14 protein-coding genes are annotated in these 16,784 nt (G+C 38.7%); 4 read left to right on the top strand and 10 right to left on the bottom strand.

Annotated elements, in window-relative coordinates:
* Nucleotides 1-29 precede the first annotated feature (29 nt).
* From HMPREF2571_RS00285 to HMPREF2571_RS00260, 6 genes are all read right to left on the bottom strand, one after another.
* A complete protein-coding gene (locus HMPREF2571_RS00285) occupies nucleotides 30-1,388 on the bottom strand; it encodes a serine hydrolase (protein ID WP_013990793.1) in 1,359 nt (452 codons plus the stop codon).
* 97 nt (nucleotides 1,389-1,485) lie between these two features.
* Nucleotides 1,486-2,091, bottom strand: a complete 606-nt coding sequence (gene sodA, locus HMPREF2571_RS00280; protein WP_004182735.1) for a superoxide dismutase SodA — start codon at nucleotides 2,089-2,091, stop codon at nucleotides 1,486-1,488.
* Nucleotides 2,092-2,186: 95 nt separating this feature from the next.
* Nucleotides 2,187-3,221 carry a DNA polymerase III subunit delta gene (gene holA / locus HMPREF2571_RS00275; RefSeq protein WP_013990794.1) on the bottom strand — a complete coding sequence of 345 codons (1,035 nt, stop codon included), beginning with the start codon at nucleotides 3,219-3,221 and terminating at the stop codon, nucleotides 2,187-2,189.
* A gap of 67 nt (nucleotides 3,222-3,288) precedes the next feature.
* A complete protein-coding gene (ppc, locus tag HMPREF2571_RS00270; RefSeq protein WP_013990795.1) occupies nucleotides 3,289-6,111 on the bottom strand; it encodes a phosphoenolpyruvate carboxylase in 2,823 nt (940 codons plus the stop codon).
* Nucleotides 6,112-6,286: 175 nt separating this feature from the next.
* The gene (locus tag HMPREF2571_RS00265; protein WP_002884044.1) at nucleotides 6,287-6,682 is read right to left on the bottom strand and encodes a DUF4430 domain-containing protein; all 396 of its coding nucleotides are present in this window, start codon (nucleotides 6,680-6,682) and stop codon (nucleotides 6,287-6,289) included.
* A complete protein-coding gene (locus HMPREF2571_RS00260; RefSeq protein WP_013990796.1) occupies nucleotides 6,679-7,152 on the bottom strand; it encodes a membrane protein in 474 nt (157 codons plus the stop codon). The genes HMPREF2571_RS00265 and HMPREF2571_RS00260 overlap by 4 nt, the downstream gene beginning before the upstream one ends.
* Before the next feature lie 283 nt (nucleotides 7,153-7,435).
* Here HMPREF2571_RS00260 and HMPREF2571_RS00255 point away from each other — a divergent pair, with 283 nt between their 5' ends.
* The 4 genes from HMPREF2571_RS00255 to HMPREF2571_RS00240 all read left to right on the top strand — a co-directional run bounded on the left by HMPREF2571_RS00255 (nucleotide 7,436) and on the right by HMPREF2571_RS00240 (nucleotide 10,667).
* A complete protein-coding gene (locus HMPREF2571_RS00255; RefSeq protein WP_013990797.1) occupies nucleotides 7,436-8,164 on the top strand; it encodes a metal ABC transporter ATP-binding protein in 729 nt (242 codons plus the stop codon).
* A complete protein-coding gene (locus HMPREF2571_RS00250; RefSeq protein ID WP_004182741.1) occupies nucleotides 8,154-8,993 on the top strand; it encodes a metal ABC transporter permease in 840 nt (279 codons plus the stop codon). The genes HMPREF2571_RS00255 and HMPREF2571_RS00250 overlap by 11 nt, the downstream gene beginning before the upstream one ends.
* A gap of 20 nt (nucleotides 8,994-9,013) precedes the next feature.
* The gene (locus tag HMPREF2571_RS00245; protein WP_041817383.1) at nucleotides 9,014-9,940 is read left to right on the top strand and encodes a metal ABC transporter substrate-binding protein; all 927 of its coding nucleotides are present in this window, start codon (nucleotides 9,014-9,016) and stop codon (nucleotides 9,938-9,940) included.
* Between the two features lie 79 nt (nucleotides 9,941-10,019).
* Nucleotides 10,020-10,667, top strand: coding sequence for a metal-dependent transcriptional regulator (locus tag HMPREF2571_RS00240; protein WP_013990799.1), 648 nt, complete (start codon nucleotides 10,020-10,022; stop codon nucleotides 10,665-10,667).
* A 50-nt stretch (nucleotides 10,668-10,717) separates the two neighbouring features.
* Here HMPREF2571_RS00240 and htpX read toward each other — a convergent pair whose 3' ends face one another.
* From htpX to HMPREF2571_RS00220, 4 genes are all read right to left on the bottom strand, one after another.
* Nucleotides 10,718-11,617 carry a zinc metalloprotease HtpX gene (htpX, locus tag HMPREF2571_RS00235; protein WP_013990800.1) on the bottom strand — a complete coding sequence of 300 codons (900 nt, stop codon included), beginning with the start codon at nucleotides 11,615-11,617 and terminating at the stop codon, nucleotides 10,718-10,720.
* Nucleotide 11,618: 1 nt separating this feature from the next.
* Nucleotides 11,619-12,179, bottom strand: a complete 561-nt coding sequence (locus tag HMPREF2571_RS00230; protein WP_013990801.1) for a LemA family protein — start codon at nucleotides 12,177-12,179, stop codon at nucleotides 11,619-11,621.
* A 148-nt stretch (nucleotides 12,180-12,327) separates the two neighbouring features.
* On the bottom strand, nucleotides 12,328-13,332 hold the full coding sequence (locus HMPREF2571_RS00225) for a DNA/RNA non-specific endonuclease (protein ID WP_049554281.1): 1,005 nt from the start codon (nucleotides 13,330-13,332) through the stop codon (nucleotides 12,328-12,330).
* A 143-nt stretch (nucleotides 13,333-13,475) separates the two neighbouring features.
* On the bottom strand, nucleotides 13,476-16,436 hold the full coding sequence (locus tag HMPREF2571_RS00220) for a YSIRK-type signal peptide-containing protein (protein WP_070846943.1): 2,961 nt from the start codon (nucleotides 16,434-16,436) through the stop codon (nucleotides 13,476-13,478).
* Nucleotides 16,437-16,784: the final 348 nt, after the last annotated feature.

Below are 16,784 nucleotides of genomic sequence, written 5' to 3'. Positions count from 1 at the left end.
AAAAGCCGATAAACCTCGGCTTTTCTTTATTAGTTCATATTAACACGGTGCCACTCATTAATGACATAACAAAGCATCTCTAATTGTTGCAATCCTACATTATTAATTTCTGAAGTCTCTTCGTCCGAACCACCTAAATAACGTGTATAAATGGCTATAAGATACGGTGTATCTTCCATCACGATAGCATCAACATTTAAGGCTTCACGAACATAACCTGGTTTCTGATAAATAGTCAATCCTTGATTATATGTTTTATAATAATATTCTGGGAAAGACTCTCCCAAATATTTGAGAATATCTTTATAATCCTCTTGGTGTTTCCAAAGATAATCCAAAACTTGGATATAATAATCCGTTGTTGTCTTATTACCATGCATTTGGATAGTCTTCACTTCACCTTTTGATTTACCGTATTTATCGAGCATACCATAGAATTTTTCCATACCACCAAGGCGTTCTGCCAAAGCGTAGGCTGGTGTATTCTCTGAGTAAACTAGAGAATATTCCTGCATCTCTGGAATAGTCATTGAACCACCAAAAGCAGCAACATAATTATCATGTTCACCCTGATACTCATACTCAGTATTAGTAATATCAAAACGTTCAGTTAAAGAAAGTTTGCCCTTATTAACCTCATCCATGACCAGCATGTTTAGTGGCAATTTATAAGTTGATCCTGCAGTCATTGGCTGAGTATCATTCATAGAGTATTGCTCATTTGTCTTGGTATTTTTATATGAAAAGGCAATTTGGCTAGACTCAATACCTTGGTCAGCCATAAATGCTTCAACCACTTGGCTCAATGTCATGTTAGCATAATCATAATACAATCCATTACCATACATGGTATCTGCATCTGCTTCCATGACTGCTTGTTTAGCTTCGGCTGATTTATTAGTTGGAGTTACCTTTTCCTCTTTTTCTTTGTCTTCTTTTTTAGTGACTTTAGAATTAGAACCGAAGATATTTCCAAGGCTACCGGTGTTACTAGCTTGTTTACCACGTCCTGCTAAAGCAAGCATAGCAACAAATAAAAGAATTACCAAAACACCTAGGAAAGCTAAGATAAGATAAGCTTTTTTATCATCACGAGATGATTTTGATCTAGATTTCTTAGAGCGCTTACTTCTAAGTGCCAAAGTTTCAGTTTTTGCTTCTTTTTCCTTGTGCTCTACTGGTACTACTGTTTCCTCAGTTGCTTTCTGGTCTACTGATTTTTTAGAAGTCTTTTTAGTATCTTCTTTTACTTCTTTTTTGTTGCCTTTCTTGACATCTTTATTAGTGTCTTTTTGAAGGTCTTGTTTTAACGAATCTTTTTTCTTATCTTTAGTTTTTCGGCGATTTCCACTATACTTTTTGCTTGAATGTTTTTCCTTTTTTTTCATAACAATTATAGTTTAAGATATAATTCACTAAAAATCAAGGAGATTTTACAATCATATTACAAAAAAATCATCCCCAATAGTGAGGATAATTTTAAACTTATTTAGCTGCTGCATAAAGCTCAGCAACTTTATTCCAGTTAATGATTTCAAAGAAAGCTTTGATGTAGTTTGGACGTACGTTACGGTAGTTTAGGTAGTAAGCATGTTCCCAAACATCAAGTGCCAAGATTGGTTTCTTACCGTCTGAGATAGGAGTGTCTTGGTTAGCAGTTGAAACAACTTCAAGCTTACCTTCAGCGTTAACAACAAGCCATGCCCAACCTGAACCAAAACGAGTTGTTGCTGCCGCTGTGAAAGCTTCTTGGAAGGCTTCAAATGAGCCGAAAGCTTCGTTAATAGCAGCTGCTACTTCTGCAGTTGGTTCTTGTTTTTCAGGAGACAAGAGTTCCCAGAAAAGTGCGTGGTTAAGGTGTCCACCACCATTGTTAATAAGTGCTTGACGGATATCTGCTGGAATTTGTTCCACGTCAGCCAAAAGTGCTTCGAGATCTTCACCAATTTCTGGGTGTTTTTCAAGAGCAGCATTAGCATTTGCTACATAAGTTGCGTGGTGTTTGTCGTGGTGAAGAGTCATTGTTTCAGCATCAATGTATGGTTCCAATGCATCGTAAGCGTAAGGAAGGTCTGGAAGGATAATTGCCATAGTAAAGGTCCTCTTTTCATTTTTTCTTCATTTTACCGTAAAGTGGTAGAGCTTTCAAAAATTTTGCTTACAAAATCAAAGAAGACTCTAAATTTCTAGCGGTTTGATACGATTTTTAAAAGTGCTAAATCAAACAAGTAATCTTTATCTAAAGTTCCTGTTTTTATCTGGTAATCTGTCTCTACTAAAATCTTAATCGTCTTTTTTAAGAATGCTACTGACAAAGGACGGCTATCTCTCAGTGCAAAACGAACCTGAAATTGATTGACTTTACGCCCTAAATAATCTGACAGACTTGAAACAATTTGCTGATCACTTTTGCCTTGAGCAGATAAGAGTTTAACCTGTAAATAGGTACGAAATTGTCCCAACATAACAGCAATCAACTTAATCTCATCTTCACCCTGAAGCCGTAAATCATGAACCAATTCACGAACACTCTGGATCTGGCCTCGCAAAAGAAGTTGCGTCATATCAAAAATATTATCTTGCAAACTTTTAGGAATGGCCTCAGCAATATCTTGCGATGAGATATTTCCTTCCGTTTTATACCCCTTTAGAAAAGCTAAGTTTTTTTGAACATCTGAAAAGTCAAAATTTGACTTAATCAAAAGTTCCTCAAAGACTCCTGTATCAAATGTAAGCCCCTCTTGATGCGCCTGCTTTTGAAAATAGGTTCTAAGTTCTGCATCTTTTAAAGGACTGGCTTCAAGCACCGTGGCATCACGTTTGAGAAGTTTGACTAAACGACGCTTTCCATCTAGCTTTCCTGCAGACATCAAGACAAGACGTGTTGTTTCAACAGGAGACTCAAGATAATTTTCAAGGCGCTTCAACTCTTTCTCATCCAGATACGATTTTTTAGCAGTAGTCATATCCGCGAAATGATCAAAAATGACCACCTTCTCATCTGCAAAAAAAGGCATGCTTTCTAAATCGAGCTCAGCATCTTGATAATCAGTCTCAGACATATCAAAATAAGAATAGGTTAAGTCACTCGGATCAAAACCAATTTGTTTTAAAAATTTTTCTTTAGCTTGACTATACTGCCCTAAATCCTCGCCCGCCAAGACCGTTATCATGGGGAGCTTTTCTTTAGACAGCTTTTCAATCGTTTCCATAGCAATCATGGTTTTATTATAACAGAATTTTCACCATAACAAAAAGCCCACCACCAATGTGATGAACTTTACTTTATTAACCAGAGTTACGAAGACCTGTTGCAATACCGTTGATGGTAATGTGAATAAGGCTAATTTCGTCATCGGTCAAATCATTGTTACGAAGACGTTTAATCAATTCAATTTGGATGTAGTTCAAGACATTGAAGTATGGCAAACGGAAGTCCAAACTTGCTTTAAGTGATGGACTCTCATCAAGGAAACCATCATGTTTTTCAATAGCAAGAATAACATCCTTAGTCAACTGCCACTCATCCAAAATAATATTGAAGACACTACGTACTTCTTCACTCTCTGCCAATTGTGCATAGTGGAAGGCGATATTCATGTCTGATTTTGAAAGCACCATGTCCACGTTTGACAAAAGTGAACGGAAGAATGGCCATGTTTCAAACATATGTTGAAGTTTCTCAAGGTTGCCTTCTTCAGCTTGGATAAAGCGATTAAAGGCAGAACCCACACCATACCAACCTGGGAACATGATACGGTTTTGTGACCATGAGAATACCCAAGGAATCGCACGAAGACCAGAAATCTCAGTAATAGTCTTACGAGCTGCTGGACGAGAACCGATATTCAAACTTGACACTTCTTTAATAGGGCTTGCTTCAAAGAAGTAATCATAGAAATGTTCGTTTCCAAAGACAAGATCACGATAGATAACATTAGAATCATGAACAATACCGTCCATAATTTCACGGAAATCAACCAATTCATCTGGGTCCGCAATTTGACGTGTTACCATACGGTCAAGGGCAGCTGAAACAAGCATTTCAAGATTGTAGTAGGCAGCATCCTTATTACCATATTTATTACCGATAACTTCACCCTGTTCAGTCAAACGGATACGGTCTTTAATGGTACCAAATGGTTGAGACGTAATAGCATCGTATGATGGGCCACCACCACGACCGACAGTACCACCACGGCCATGGAAGAAGGTAATCTTAATGCCACGCTCTTCACCAATCTTAGTCAATTCATTTTGAGCTTTGTAAAGCGTCCAACCTGAAGACAAGTAACCACCATCTTTGTTAGAGTCTGAGTAACCCAACATGATTTCTTGGTAGTTGTTGCTATTCTTGATCCAACGTTTAACGATATCATAACCAAGATATTGTTTCATGATATCATTAGAGTTTTCCAAGTCTTCGATAGTTTCAAAAAGTGGAACGATTTGGACACGCGCATGTTCTGTATCAACCAAGCCAACTTCTTTAAGAAGGATAGCCAACTCAAACATATCAGAAACGCTCTCAGTGTGAGAGATGATATGTTGTTTGATGACATCTTCACCGATATAATCTTTCAAAAGACGAGCAGTGCGGAAGATTGCCAATTCTTTTTCAAGTGTTTCAGACTTAGGCACATTAGTTGATGACAAGGTACGAGGATCTTCTTGCAATTCTTTAAGAAGAACAGCAACCTTTTCAACCTCAGTCAATTCACTATAGTTATCAACAATATTTGCAGATTTAAGCAACTCTGCTACACATGCTTCATGAACACTAGAATCTTGACGCATATCGATTGTAGCAAGATAGAAACCAAAGACTTCTACAGCTTGAAGAAGCTCTTCGAAATCACCTGAAATCAAGACAGCATCGTCGTTTTCAAGAAGTGAATTTTTGATTGCCAAAAGATCGTCATGGAAGGCATCTGCTGTTTCGTAGAATTCTGTTGTTTGTTGTGAGACAGCTTGAAGACTTTGGCTGAGACGTTGTTGCACGTAATCAGCTACTACTTCACCTGTTGAAGCCGAACCCAGACGAACATTTTCAGAAATGCGTTTAGCAACTCTGTCCTTACTGAAGTTTCCTTCTTTAAAGAAAAGAAGTGTCTGAATCAACTTAGACTGGATGTAACTGAAAGCACGACGGTAAGGTTCATTTTCACGATAAACAGATGTATCTGGAGAATGTTTCGCCATCTCTGCTACTGTATCTGAAACCTCAGTCAAGCGTGATGAGAGGGAGAATGAACGGTAAAGATTATCAACTTTTTCGATATAGTAGTTGAGGATAACTTCACTTTGCAATGTTGCAGAAAGTTTAAGAGTTTCTGCTGTTACAAATGGGTTCCCGTCACGGTCACCACCAATCCACATACCCATAGTAATAGGGGTTGGATTGTCGAGTTCAATACCTTTTTCAACTGCTAAACGTTTGAATTCATGTGATAAGTTCGTAATCGCCTTAATCAATGAGGAGTTATAATACTCCATAACGTTAGTGATTTCGTTTTTAACCTTAAGTTTTTTCTCACGAATGATATCTGTTTGCATCATAATTTCTACATAACGACGCAAATCTGCATACCATTTATCCTTGTTAATAAGACCAGCCTTAACATCACGATGCTTACGAAGAAGTTCGTGAATGTGGTTAGTCAATTCAAGCATAGTTTTACGTTGAACCTGAGTTGGGTGGGCTGTCAATACTGGCACGACATTGACATGTTCAAGAATGTCACGTGCATTATCACTTTCAGCGACAACATCAAAGGTTTCAGACAACTTACCTAGATAAGATTCATCAATATTGTTCTTGTGGTTGACTTCATAAGCCAAATCCACGTCCTCAGAGATATTAATCAAGAGAGGTAACAAAGAGAAATAACGTGATGCAACGACCATATCGTCATTCGTCATTTCTGAAATGGCTTGTGTAAGGGCCACATAGTCACCTTCATCATAAAGTTCAACCAAATGTTGGATAGTTGTGAGACCTTGCTCTCCAGCCATGCCTCGTGTTGCATCATCCAACAATTCTTTCAAGATACCAACTTCTTCAGAGATGATTTCCTGGTTGTTACTGCTTTCCAATTTGTTAAAAGCCAAACCGTATTCTCCTTACTTTATGTAGTACCCTTTTATCATATCACTTTTAAAACAAAAGTAAACTATTTTCCTTTAAATCGTCAGTTATTTTGCAATTTTCCGACTTTTCCAAACAATTTTTTAAGCCCATTTCCGAACTTTATTAAAAAAAGACTCTGAAACAGAGTTCAGAATCTTAATTATACTTTTTTTGATAGAATTTGATTTCATCGCCATCTTCAACCTTAAGTTGGTTGGCTGCTTTTTCACCAAGTTTCCCATTAACATCAAACATCCAATAGATGCCCTTATCTTTATCTTGAGAAATACCATCAATCTCAGTGATAAAGCCATCGTTTTCTTGAACAGGATAGACCTCTTCCAAGACATCAAGTACTGTATCCCCTTTTTGGATTTCTACTGATTTTTTCTTACTTTCCTTATCTGTTTTCAAAATCAAAGTCACTTGACCTTGAACCTTAGACTGATGATTGTTTGTGCTACTAGTAAGTTTAGCTGCCTCATTTTTTCCACAGGCTGCTAGGGTAACAAGTGATAAGGCGAGAAAGATATAGGTTAATAATTTTTTCATTTCAAAAACCTCCGAAAAATAGACTGTATGAATGGATAAAATAGAAGCGTCGATATTGCATGATAGGTGTCGTAAAGTAGACCAGAAATAACAAAGGTAATCCCACTTTTAAATAGGAGGCCATAGCTGTAATCCATGAGAATCCCATAGAGAAAGGACAAAATAGTTACCAAGGCAATCTGCCAAACAAGTGATAACCTAGGAGCAATCAAACTCCAAAGAGCCATCAAAACGCCGAAGGCCAAGATTTGATTAAAAACCCAGGGACCAAAGCCAAAGATGAATCCTGAGATTGACATGGTCAAAGCCATAATCAAGAGACCATCTACTAACCCCAAGTAAAGAACAGCCACAAAAAACATAGCTGTAATAGGTTGAATATTTGGTAATCCTATAAATGCTGACCGCAATCCTACTGCCAGTGCTGACAGAATGGCTATCCGAGCCATGCGTTGAATCGTTAGTTTCATATATCTATTATGCCAAAAATACGAAAAGATGGCTAGTTTTCGAAAAAAAAAAAAAACTAAATGATTTCATGAAAAAAATGAGACAGTACATATTGTTGAAAATACTGTTCTTTTTTACCTCCTCACAAGTCTCAAACAGTCTGATTGGTTAGAATAAAAATATACCCTCGTCTACTACCCAAAACTCATTAAATCAACATTATTTCATTAACCTTACCTAATTACAAAAATTAACTTGACTTAATTTTTATTTTCGGTTATATTAACTAATAGGAGGCAACTAATGATCCAAATCGAAAATATTAATGTGTCTTACCAACAGACATTGGCTCTAGATAATATCACCTTAAACCTAGACGGACCAAGTATCACCGGAATTATTGGTCCTAATGGTGCTGGCAAATCAACCCTAATTAAAGCACTTATTGGTATTATCCCTCACTCCGGGCAATTCCTATTCAATAAACAGCCTATTCGTCAGCAATTAAATCGTCTTTCCTATGTTGCACAAAAGGCGGAAATTGATTTTAACTTTCCAATTACTGTCAAAGAGTGCGTCTCTCTAGGCCTCTATTCCAAAACCAAGTTCTTTAAACGTCTAACTAAAAGAGATTGGTCTAAGGTCACAAAAGCTTTAGCTCTACTCGGTTTAAATGATCTGGCCCATCGCCAGATAAGCCAATTATCAGGGGGCCAATTTCAACGGGTTCTGATTGCTCGTTGTCTTGTACAAGAGGCAGATGTCCTCCTATTAGATGAGCCCTTCGTTGGGATCGATTCTGTTAGTGAAGATATTATCATGAACACCTTGAGGGAACTTAAGAAACAAGGAAAGCTTATTCTCATTGTTCACCATGATTTGAGCAAGGTCCCTCATTATTTTGACCAAGTCATCCTCCTCAATCGTAAATTGATTGCTAGCGGGCCTACTAATCTTATTTTTAATGAGGATAATCTCCGTAAAACCTACGGTAACAGTTTATTTTATAAAGGAGATGCAAATGTTTTCTGAATTTATTGATGGTTTGCTAAATTTCCACTTCTTGCAGAACGCCCTTATAACGGCTTTAGTTATTGGAATTGTCGGGGGGGCTGTTGGTTGTTTTATTATTCTAAGAGGTATGTCACTAATGGGTGATGCGATTTCACATGCGGTTTTACCTGGCGTAGCCATTTCCTTTATCTTAGGTATTAATTTTTTCATAGGAGCCATCGTCTTCGGTCTTTTAGCTTCTACAATAATTACCTATATCAAAAGCAATTCCATTATTAAGAGTGACACAGCAATCGGTATTACCTTTTCAAGCTTTCTAGCTCTTGGCATTATTCTCATAGGTGTCGCAAATAGTTCCACAGATCTCTTTCATATTCTCTTTGGAAATATTCTAGCTGTACAAGACTTGGATATGTGGATAACGATTGCCGTTGCCCTTCTCGTACTAACAACAATAAAAATTTTCTTTCGCCCTCTACTCCTGACATCCTTTGATCCAATCTTAGCTAAGTCTATTGGAGTTAGAGTCACCTTCTACCATTACTTACTTATGGTTATTCTCACCTTGGTTGCTGTGACTGCTATGCAAAGTGTTGGCACTATTCTTATTGTGGCTCTTTTAATCACACCGGCTGCTACCGCCTACTTATATGCTAACAGTCTTAAAACCATGATTCTCCTCTCATCAGTTTTTGGGGCCCTAGCCTCTGTTCTAGGTCTTTTTATAGGCTATAGTTTTAACATTGCGGCCGGTTCAAGCATTGTGTTAACATCTGCCCTTCTCTTTCTCATCAGCTTTTTCATCGTCCCTAAACAGAGTGGCATGAATAAGACTTATCAACAATAAAATAAAAGGATGAAAATAATATGAAAAAAATACTATCAACAATGGCACTATTACTTTTAGCGGTAGTTACTTTAGCAGCGTGTAATAATAAACAAGGCAGTAGCAAAGATAAATTACGAGTTGTTACGACTAATTCCATTATTGCCGATATCACCAAAAATATTGCTGGAGATAAAATCACTCTCCACTCTATTGTCCCGGTTGGTAAGGACCCTCACGAATATGAACCTCTTCCTGATGATGTAAAGAAGACGTCACAAGCTGACTTGATTTTTTATAACGGTATCAATTTAGAAACTGGTGGGAATGCCTGGTTTACTAAGTTGGTCAAGAATGCCCATAAGACAGAAAACAAAGATTATTTTGCAGTTAGTGATGGTGTTGAGGTGATTTACCTTGAAGGTCAGTCAGAAAAAGGTAAGGAGGATCCTCACGCTTGGCTTAATCTGGAAAATGGGATTATTTATGCACAAAATATTGCTAAGCAACTCATCGCTAAGGACCCAAAAAACAAGACCTATTACGAAAAGAATCTAAAAACCTATACTAACAAGCTTAGTAAACTGGACCAAGAAGCTAAAGAGACCTTTAACAACATTCCCGATGAAAAAAAACTAATTGTCACTAGTGAAGGATGTTTCAAATACTTCTCTAAAGCCTATGGAGTACCATCTGCCTACATATGGGAAATCAATACTGAAGAAGAAGGTACACCAGACCAAATCAAAACGCTTGTGGAAAAACTCCGTCAAACCAAGGTGCCAGCACTCTTTGTCGAATCTAGTGTCGATGACCGCCCTATGAAAACAGTCGCTAAGGATACCAATATTCCTATTTATGCAAAAATCTTTACAGATTCTATTGCCAAAAAAGGGCAAAACGGCGATAGCTACTACAACATGATGAAATATAATCTGGATAAAATCGCCCAGGGTTTGAATCAGTAAAAATCTTGTCTGAGATACGTTCTGTATTCTTCTGAAAAATCTGTTATACTAAGGTGAGACTATTTTTAAAGGAAAAAACATGACACCTAATAAAGAAGACTACCTCAAATGTATCTATGAGATTGGTACTGAAGAAGGTAAAATCACTAATAAGGAAATCGCAAACCGCATGGAGGTGTCTCCACCTGCTGTGACGGAAATGATTAAAAAATTGATTTCAGAAAACCTCATCGTCAAAGATAAACACAAGGGCTACCTCCTAACGAAAACAGGTACAATCAACGTTGCTGAACTCTATCGTAAACATCGCCTCATCGAAGTCTTTTTGGTGGACCACTTGCAATATTCTTGCGATCAAATTCATCAAGAGGCTGAAATTTTAGAACATACTGTCTCTGATCACTTCATCGATGCTCTTGACCGCCTACTCAACTATCCTCAAACCTGTCCACACGGCGGGCAAATTCCCAAATCAGGTCAACTCATAGAAGAATTTTATAACCAGACTTTTACACAAAGTCTTGCTCCTGGAAATTATGTCCTTCGTCGAGTTCAAGATCAACATGATCTACTCCATTATTTGGAGACTGTCGGTCTTAAAATTGGAACACCTTTTACCTTGGAAGGCTTTGACCCTTTCACACAACTCTACCGACTACATATTGATGGAAAGGACGTCCAAATACCAGAAGCTATTGCTAGCAATCTTTATATTGAATCAAACTAAAAAAGCGAGGCTGATGAACACACTTAGATGTGTCATCAGTCTCACTTTTTTTACATTTGTTTCAAGCGTTCCACTCGTTCTGAAATTGGTGGATGAGTATAAAAGAGCTTCTGCAAACCAGATTCCTTTTTAGGATCATTGATATAGAGGGCTGCACTAGCATCATCCACGTGATGTTGCATTGGCTCACTATTATCAAGTTTGAGCAGAGCATTAATCATACCTTGTGGGTTACGTGTCAATTCGACGCTAGAAGCATCAGCTAGAAATTCACGTTGGCGTGAAATAGCCAACTGAACCAAGGTAGCCGCCAAAGGCGCCAGGATAATGGCAATCAAAGAAATAATGAGAAGAATAATTTCCAAACCGCTACTTCCATTACGGTCATCATCATTTCTACGACGGCCTCCACCCCAGAACATCATATTACGAGCCATCCCAGCTAGCATGGTAATGGCAGATGCTAAGGCAACTGCTATAGTAGAGATTCGGATATCGTAGTTGCGAATATGACTCACTTCATGTCCGATAACCCCTTCAAGCTCCTCACGATTCATAACTGCAAGTAGACCAGTTGTAGCAGCTACTGCAGCATTCTTAGGGCTTGATCCAGTCGCAAAAGCGTTCATAGAAGGATCATTGACAATAAAGACACGTGGCATTGGGATTTGGGCCACCATAGCCATGTCCTCGACCACATGATAAAGGTCTGGAGCCGTTTGTTCATCAACTTCTCGTGCACCGTTCATGGCCATAACGACATTGGTTGATTGGAAAATCATGGTAATGGCATAGATAAAACCAATAACTAGGGCAAGAATCAGACCACCAAAGCCTGAACCTAACCAAAGATAGCCAACACCGTAGCCAACAAGGCCCAACAAGAGGAAAAAGACCAGGAGCAAAAGCCAAGTCTTTCTCTTATTTCGAGCAATTTGATCAAATAACATATTAGTTACCTAGTCCACTGAAATCAACCTTAGGCACAGCTTTTTCTTCTTCTGGTGTTTCAAGGAATTCAGCTGCCTTAAAGCTAAACATCTTAGCAATAACATTGCTTGGGAATGTTTCCAATTTCACATTGTAGTTACTTGTCACACTGTTATAAAGTTGACGTGAATAGGCAATTTTATTTTCAGTGTTCGTCAACTCTTCTTGAAGCTGGCTAAAGTTGGCACTAGCCTTAAGATCAGGGTAACTTTCAGCTACCGCAAAGATGCCAGAAACCTGACGAGTCAATTCATCACTGGCACGCATAGCTGCTGCAGGAGAAGTCGCAGCTGCTACTTGATTACGAAGTTCTGCTACTTTTTCAAGCGTTGAACCTTCATATTTAGCGTAACCTTTAACCGTTTCAATCAAGTTAGGAAGGAGATCATTACGACGTTTCAATTGAACATCAATTTGACTCCATGCCTCCTTGGTTTGCATACGGCTTTTAACCAAGCCGTTATAACTTGCAATAACAAAAATTACAAGAACAACGATAATGGCAATAATAATCCAAATCATATTTCTATTCCTTTCTTGTACTGAAAAAGAGTCAATTAACCTCTCTTTCAAGTATCTTTGATAGTCTCAGTATATCAAATTTTCAGATGAAAGTGGTAAAATGTGAGTCGTTTTACAAAAAAACTGGACAAGATGTCCAGCTTTTGTATTACTCTTTAGACGTGTGTCGTTTACCTTGGGCTAGGGCATCTGCCTCTGTCATTGTAACGACATTTGCTTTGTTGGTATTGCTAGGCATACTGTTGATGTCATACCAATAAACATCTGCTGTTCCATGACGCGCCACATAAACTGTTCGACTTTCTTCTTGTGCAGGTTGCACATGCTCTGGCTCAGAACTTGGTTGTTCAGTCACCTGTGAACTCTCAGAACTAGGCTCAGATGGCGCTTCAGTAAATTCAGTAACCGTATTTGTCGCTGTCCCATCTGCATAATTGATTTCTGCATTTGGTGATTGGTTATCCAAGATAACATGCGTAACTCCCTGACTGTCAAGAGTCTCCTTATCTCCACCAAGTTTAATTTCCAAGAGATTTCCAGAACCATCAATACCAACATACTGAAGTTCTACTTGACGAGGCAACAACTCATCTCCACTGTAGATAGCTGTTACCTTATAGTCTAACCAATAGTTAGGGTGGAGTGCTAGCCAGTTATCCAAGCGATTCTCGTAATAAAGCATACCTGACTGATTACCTTCGTCGGTTCCTTTATAATTTCCAGAATTCAACCAGGCAGTCATAGGCACTAAATTCTTGCCCTCGTCATTGACACCAGAAAACTGATAGCCAATCAAATGCCCTCGATTCATTAGCCAAGATTTTGATTTACCGTCACCATAATAAAACTTATAGTTATGCCATCCTACAGGATCATATTTTATTTTACCGGGACGCTTATTCTTCGGCTCGTCCTTATCTTGTAACTGTATATGAGCACTGTGGGCACGTCCTAACTGGTCCTTCTCCTCCATGACAAACTGCTTTTGACCATTAAAAGTCAAGATACCATTGTTCTCATCCGCTTGAACCACTTGAGAGCTCACAGCCGAAGATTGTTTGCTAGTATCAAATGAAAATCCGAATCCTAAAGTAAATACTAAAACAAGAAGAGCAAATAAACGAATCCTACTATTTCTTTTTTCTTTCATCATCTTAACTCCTTAATTTTTCTTATCACTTTAATTATACAGGACCAAATCAAAGTGGATGATTAAAAATAAAGAATAATGATATTAGGTATCTTAGAGCTTGCTTAAAAACAAAAACACCCAATTTAATGGATGTTTCTTACCTATTATTTACCTGCTTTTTTACCTTGTTTTGTAAGATAAACTGTAGATATACTTAGTGCTGCAGCAACTCCGACAAGAAGGAAGACCGTTGTCGTATTAGACTTACCTTTTTCTTTTGAAGTGCTAGCTTGGCTTTCAGAACTCTTGGCCACCTGTTTTGCCTCAGTTGCTTTATCAATACGGGCGACATTCTTAGGTGTGTCATCCTTCTTGCTTTCCGCCAATTCTGACAAATCACTGCTAATCTCTTTGGCAACACCTTCAGAGCTTGTAAGTGATGCCGCTTCTGAGGCTAATGTTTCAGAGGCCATAACCGCCATAACTTTACTTGCAATCACATCCACAGACTTCTCATTCAAAAGAGAATTAAAGCGAATAGCTTCTGAGGCGAGCTGACTGCTTGTTACAGAGATTTTTAGGTCATTGTTACAAGCGACCTGACTATTTGGGGAGATGCTGACAACTTCAGATGTACGTGCTGTTGTTGGAGATTCAGAAACTTTGACATCAACCTGACTTGTTGAACCTTTTTCAATAACTTCTGAAGAAACCTCGCTTATCGGATCCTTTTGTGTGCTTTCTGAAGTTGGAGATTTCTCTGGGCTATCAGAAGTAATTGCTACGTCAAGCTGACTAGTAGATGAAGCTACTGAAGTTTCCTCACTCTTTGGTGTTTCTGAAACTGAAGTCTCAGAAACTACTTCACTAGTTGATGTTTCAGAAACTGGAGTGCTTGAACCTGCCTCACTCTTTGGTGTTTCTGATGCTGAAGTTTCAGAAATTACTTCACTAGTTGATGCTTCAGAAACTGGAGTGCTTGAACCTGCCTCACTCTTTGGTGTTTCTGATGCTGAAGTTTCGGAAATTACTTCACTGTTTGATGCTTCGGAAACTGGGGCTGATGAACTTTCCTCACTCTTTGGCGTTTCGGAAACTGAAGTCTCAGAGACTGGATTATTGACAGGCTTTGGTTCAGGTTTTGTTGGAGAAACTGCTGAGACAGCCCCAACAATCGTCGCCTTATTGTCAATCGTATTATTAGATAAACGGATTTCTCCATTACCATTGTCACCCATCTCAAAGTTTTTGGTAATCACTGGATCAGCCAAGGTATTCAATAGTTTATTATCGTAAACATCGACATTCTTGATTGTTCCACGAACTTGTTGGAAATCAATGGCACCACGATGGAGCTTATAGAGGTCATTAGTTGTCCCTGAACGTAGAATGGTATTGTCATGAATCTTAATTCCAGAATCATTGAGGTCAAAATTGTGACCTGCAAAGACAGTGTTTACACGGATACCTGCTCCAGCAAAGACGTCCTTGATGAGGTTTCCTGAAATTTCATGCCCCTTACCACCAAAAATACCGATACCAGCAGCACGCCAGCCTGATTCAATGGTATTGTTGAGGAATTTATTATTTTCCTCAGCTGCGGCATTTGTACCATCTGAAATACTTGACCAGATAGCTAAACCATCATCACCATTCCCACGGATATTAGAGTTCTTAACTGTTGAATTCTTGGTCCCTTGAGCAAAGTTAATACCATCAGCCAAGTTATTACGGATACGAGCATTTTCAACGACAAGACCATCCGTATACTTCATATTACCCGTCTGGTCGTAGTCTCCAATCCACATACCGACTTCGAAATGCTGAACCCAGATGTCGTGAATTTTCGAATCCTTACCAAGTGTTCCCGAAATAGCCTTGTACTGTGCATCCTCGTTATAACGAGACGTCAAGTTGGAATCCATGTAAAGATTGCTCAACTCAATGCCATTACTATTATGACCGAAGACAATACCACCACCATAGCGTTTGTCACTTGTAAAGTGTAGTTGCGTATGCCAAACACCGGCACCTGAGATTTTTAGATTATCAGCTTCGATATTAACTTGTTTATCAAAATTGAAACGTCCTTCTGGAATATAGACAGATTTTCCGCTGGCTTTAGCTTCTTCCACAGCCGCAAGTAGGGCAGCAGTGTCATCACTATCATCATTGGCAGATGCACCCTTATCCACGATACTGATACTATTTTCACCTTGGGCAACAGGCGCTGGAGCCTGTTCAAGCTCAATAAAGTCAATACCGTAAGGGACATTGTCATCTTTCTTCTTAACTAGAGAAATCCTATCTCCAGATTTCAATTGGATATCCTTGAGGAGAAGACGTGTCTCATCAAAACGAAAACGTGCACTTGAACCATCAATGGCTTGATCATACTCATGGTCCCCTTTAAGGTACTGCCATGCTGAGTGAGATGACAAATCAAGATTACCAACGCTTGAACCATTGACCTGCACATCCAACTGACCTGATGCACCATCAGGTATTGTATAACGCACATTCAAAGCATTGGCTGGCTCAGTGACATTGAAAGTAACTGCCGCATCCTTTTTAGGAAGTTCAACATAAGTTTGGTTAGTCGCTTCCACAGCCGTAGATTCCATGTCCGTTGACTGCTGGATTGTAGCACCATTTTCAACACTTGCATTTTCTGCCTCATGAGTCGTATAAGGCATTTTTGCACCGTAACCATCTGTGCTGTACTCCTTGCCTTGACCTTGGTCCTCAGTCGCATTGGTTAAGACATTTGCTGAAATTTCTTGAGTTTGAGGGTTGCTTGTCTCAACCAATTGATCAATAGTCGGAGTCTGTTCAGCTGCTTGAACAGTTGTTACCTGAGGCTGAACTGAAGCAATATTGGCAGGCCGTGACGTTTGTACTGGCTCAACTGATGCTGGCTCTGAAGTCGCCAATTGTGCCGTTGAGGCTGTTTGAGGTGTCTGTGCTTGATTTGAGGCATCAGTCAAATCACTAATTGATTGTGCCTCATCAGCCTGAGCAGCTTGCCCATTAGCAAGAGCCATAAAGCCAATCAAAGCTGATGCTGCGCCAATAGAATATTTACGGATGCTGTACTTTGGTTTCGTTTTTCTTTCTTTAAACAAGTCTATTCTCCTGATACTTTTTTTCACAATCTCTCTATCTTAGGACCAAGCCGTCCTTTGAAAGAAAATAAAGATTCCCTCATATTAAAGATTGTTAATAATGCTGTTGTTTTTCTTATTAAAAACAAACCAAAGTAAATTATAAGGGATGAAAAAGTAAAAAAAAAGGCTAGGCTATCCATTTTAACAAGGCCTTAACAAAATTGTCATATTAGAAAGTTCAGTCATTCACGTCTAAATTATAGTCTAAAAATGTCGCACAAAAAGGTGATTTCTTTCACGTGTAAGAAATAAAAAACTCTAAATTTCCATAAAGGCTTATTTAGCAAGAGTTATCGGCCAAAACGA

The sequence above is a fragment of the Streptococcus sp. HMSC068F04 genome (assembly GCF_001837455.1).
GTDB lineage: Bacteria > Bacillota > Bacilli > Lactobacillales > Streptococcaceae > Streptococcus > Streptococcus salivarius_D.
This window is presented reverse-complemented; position numbering and strand designations above follow the sequence as displayed.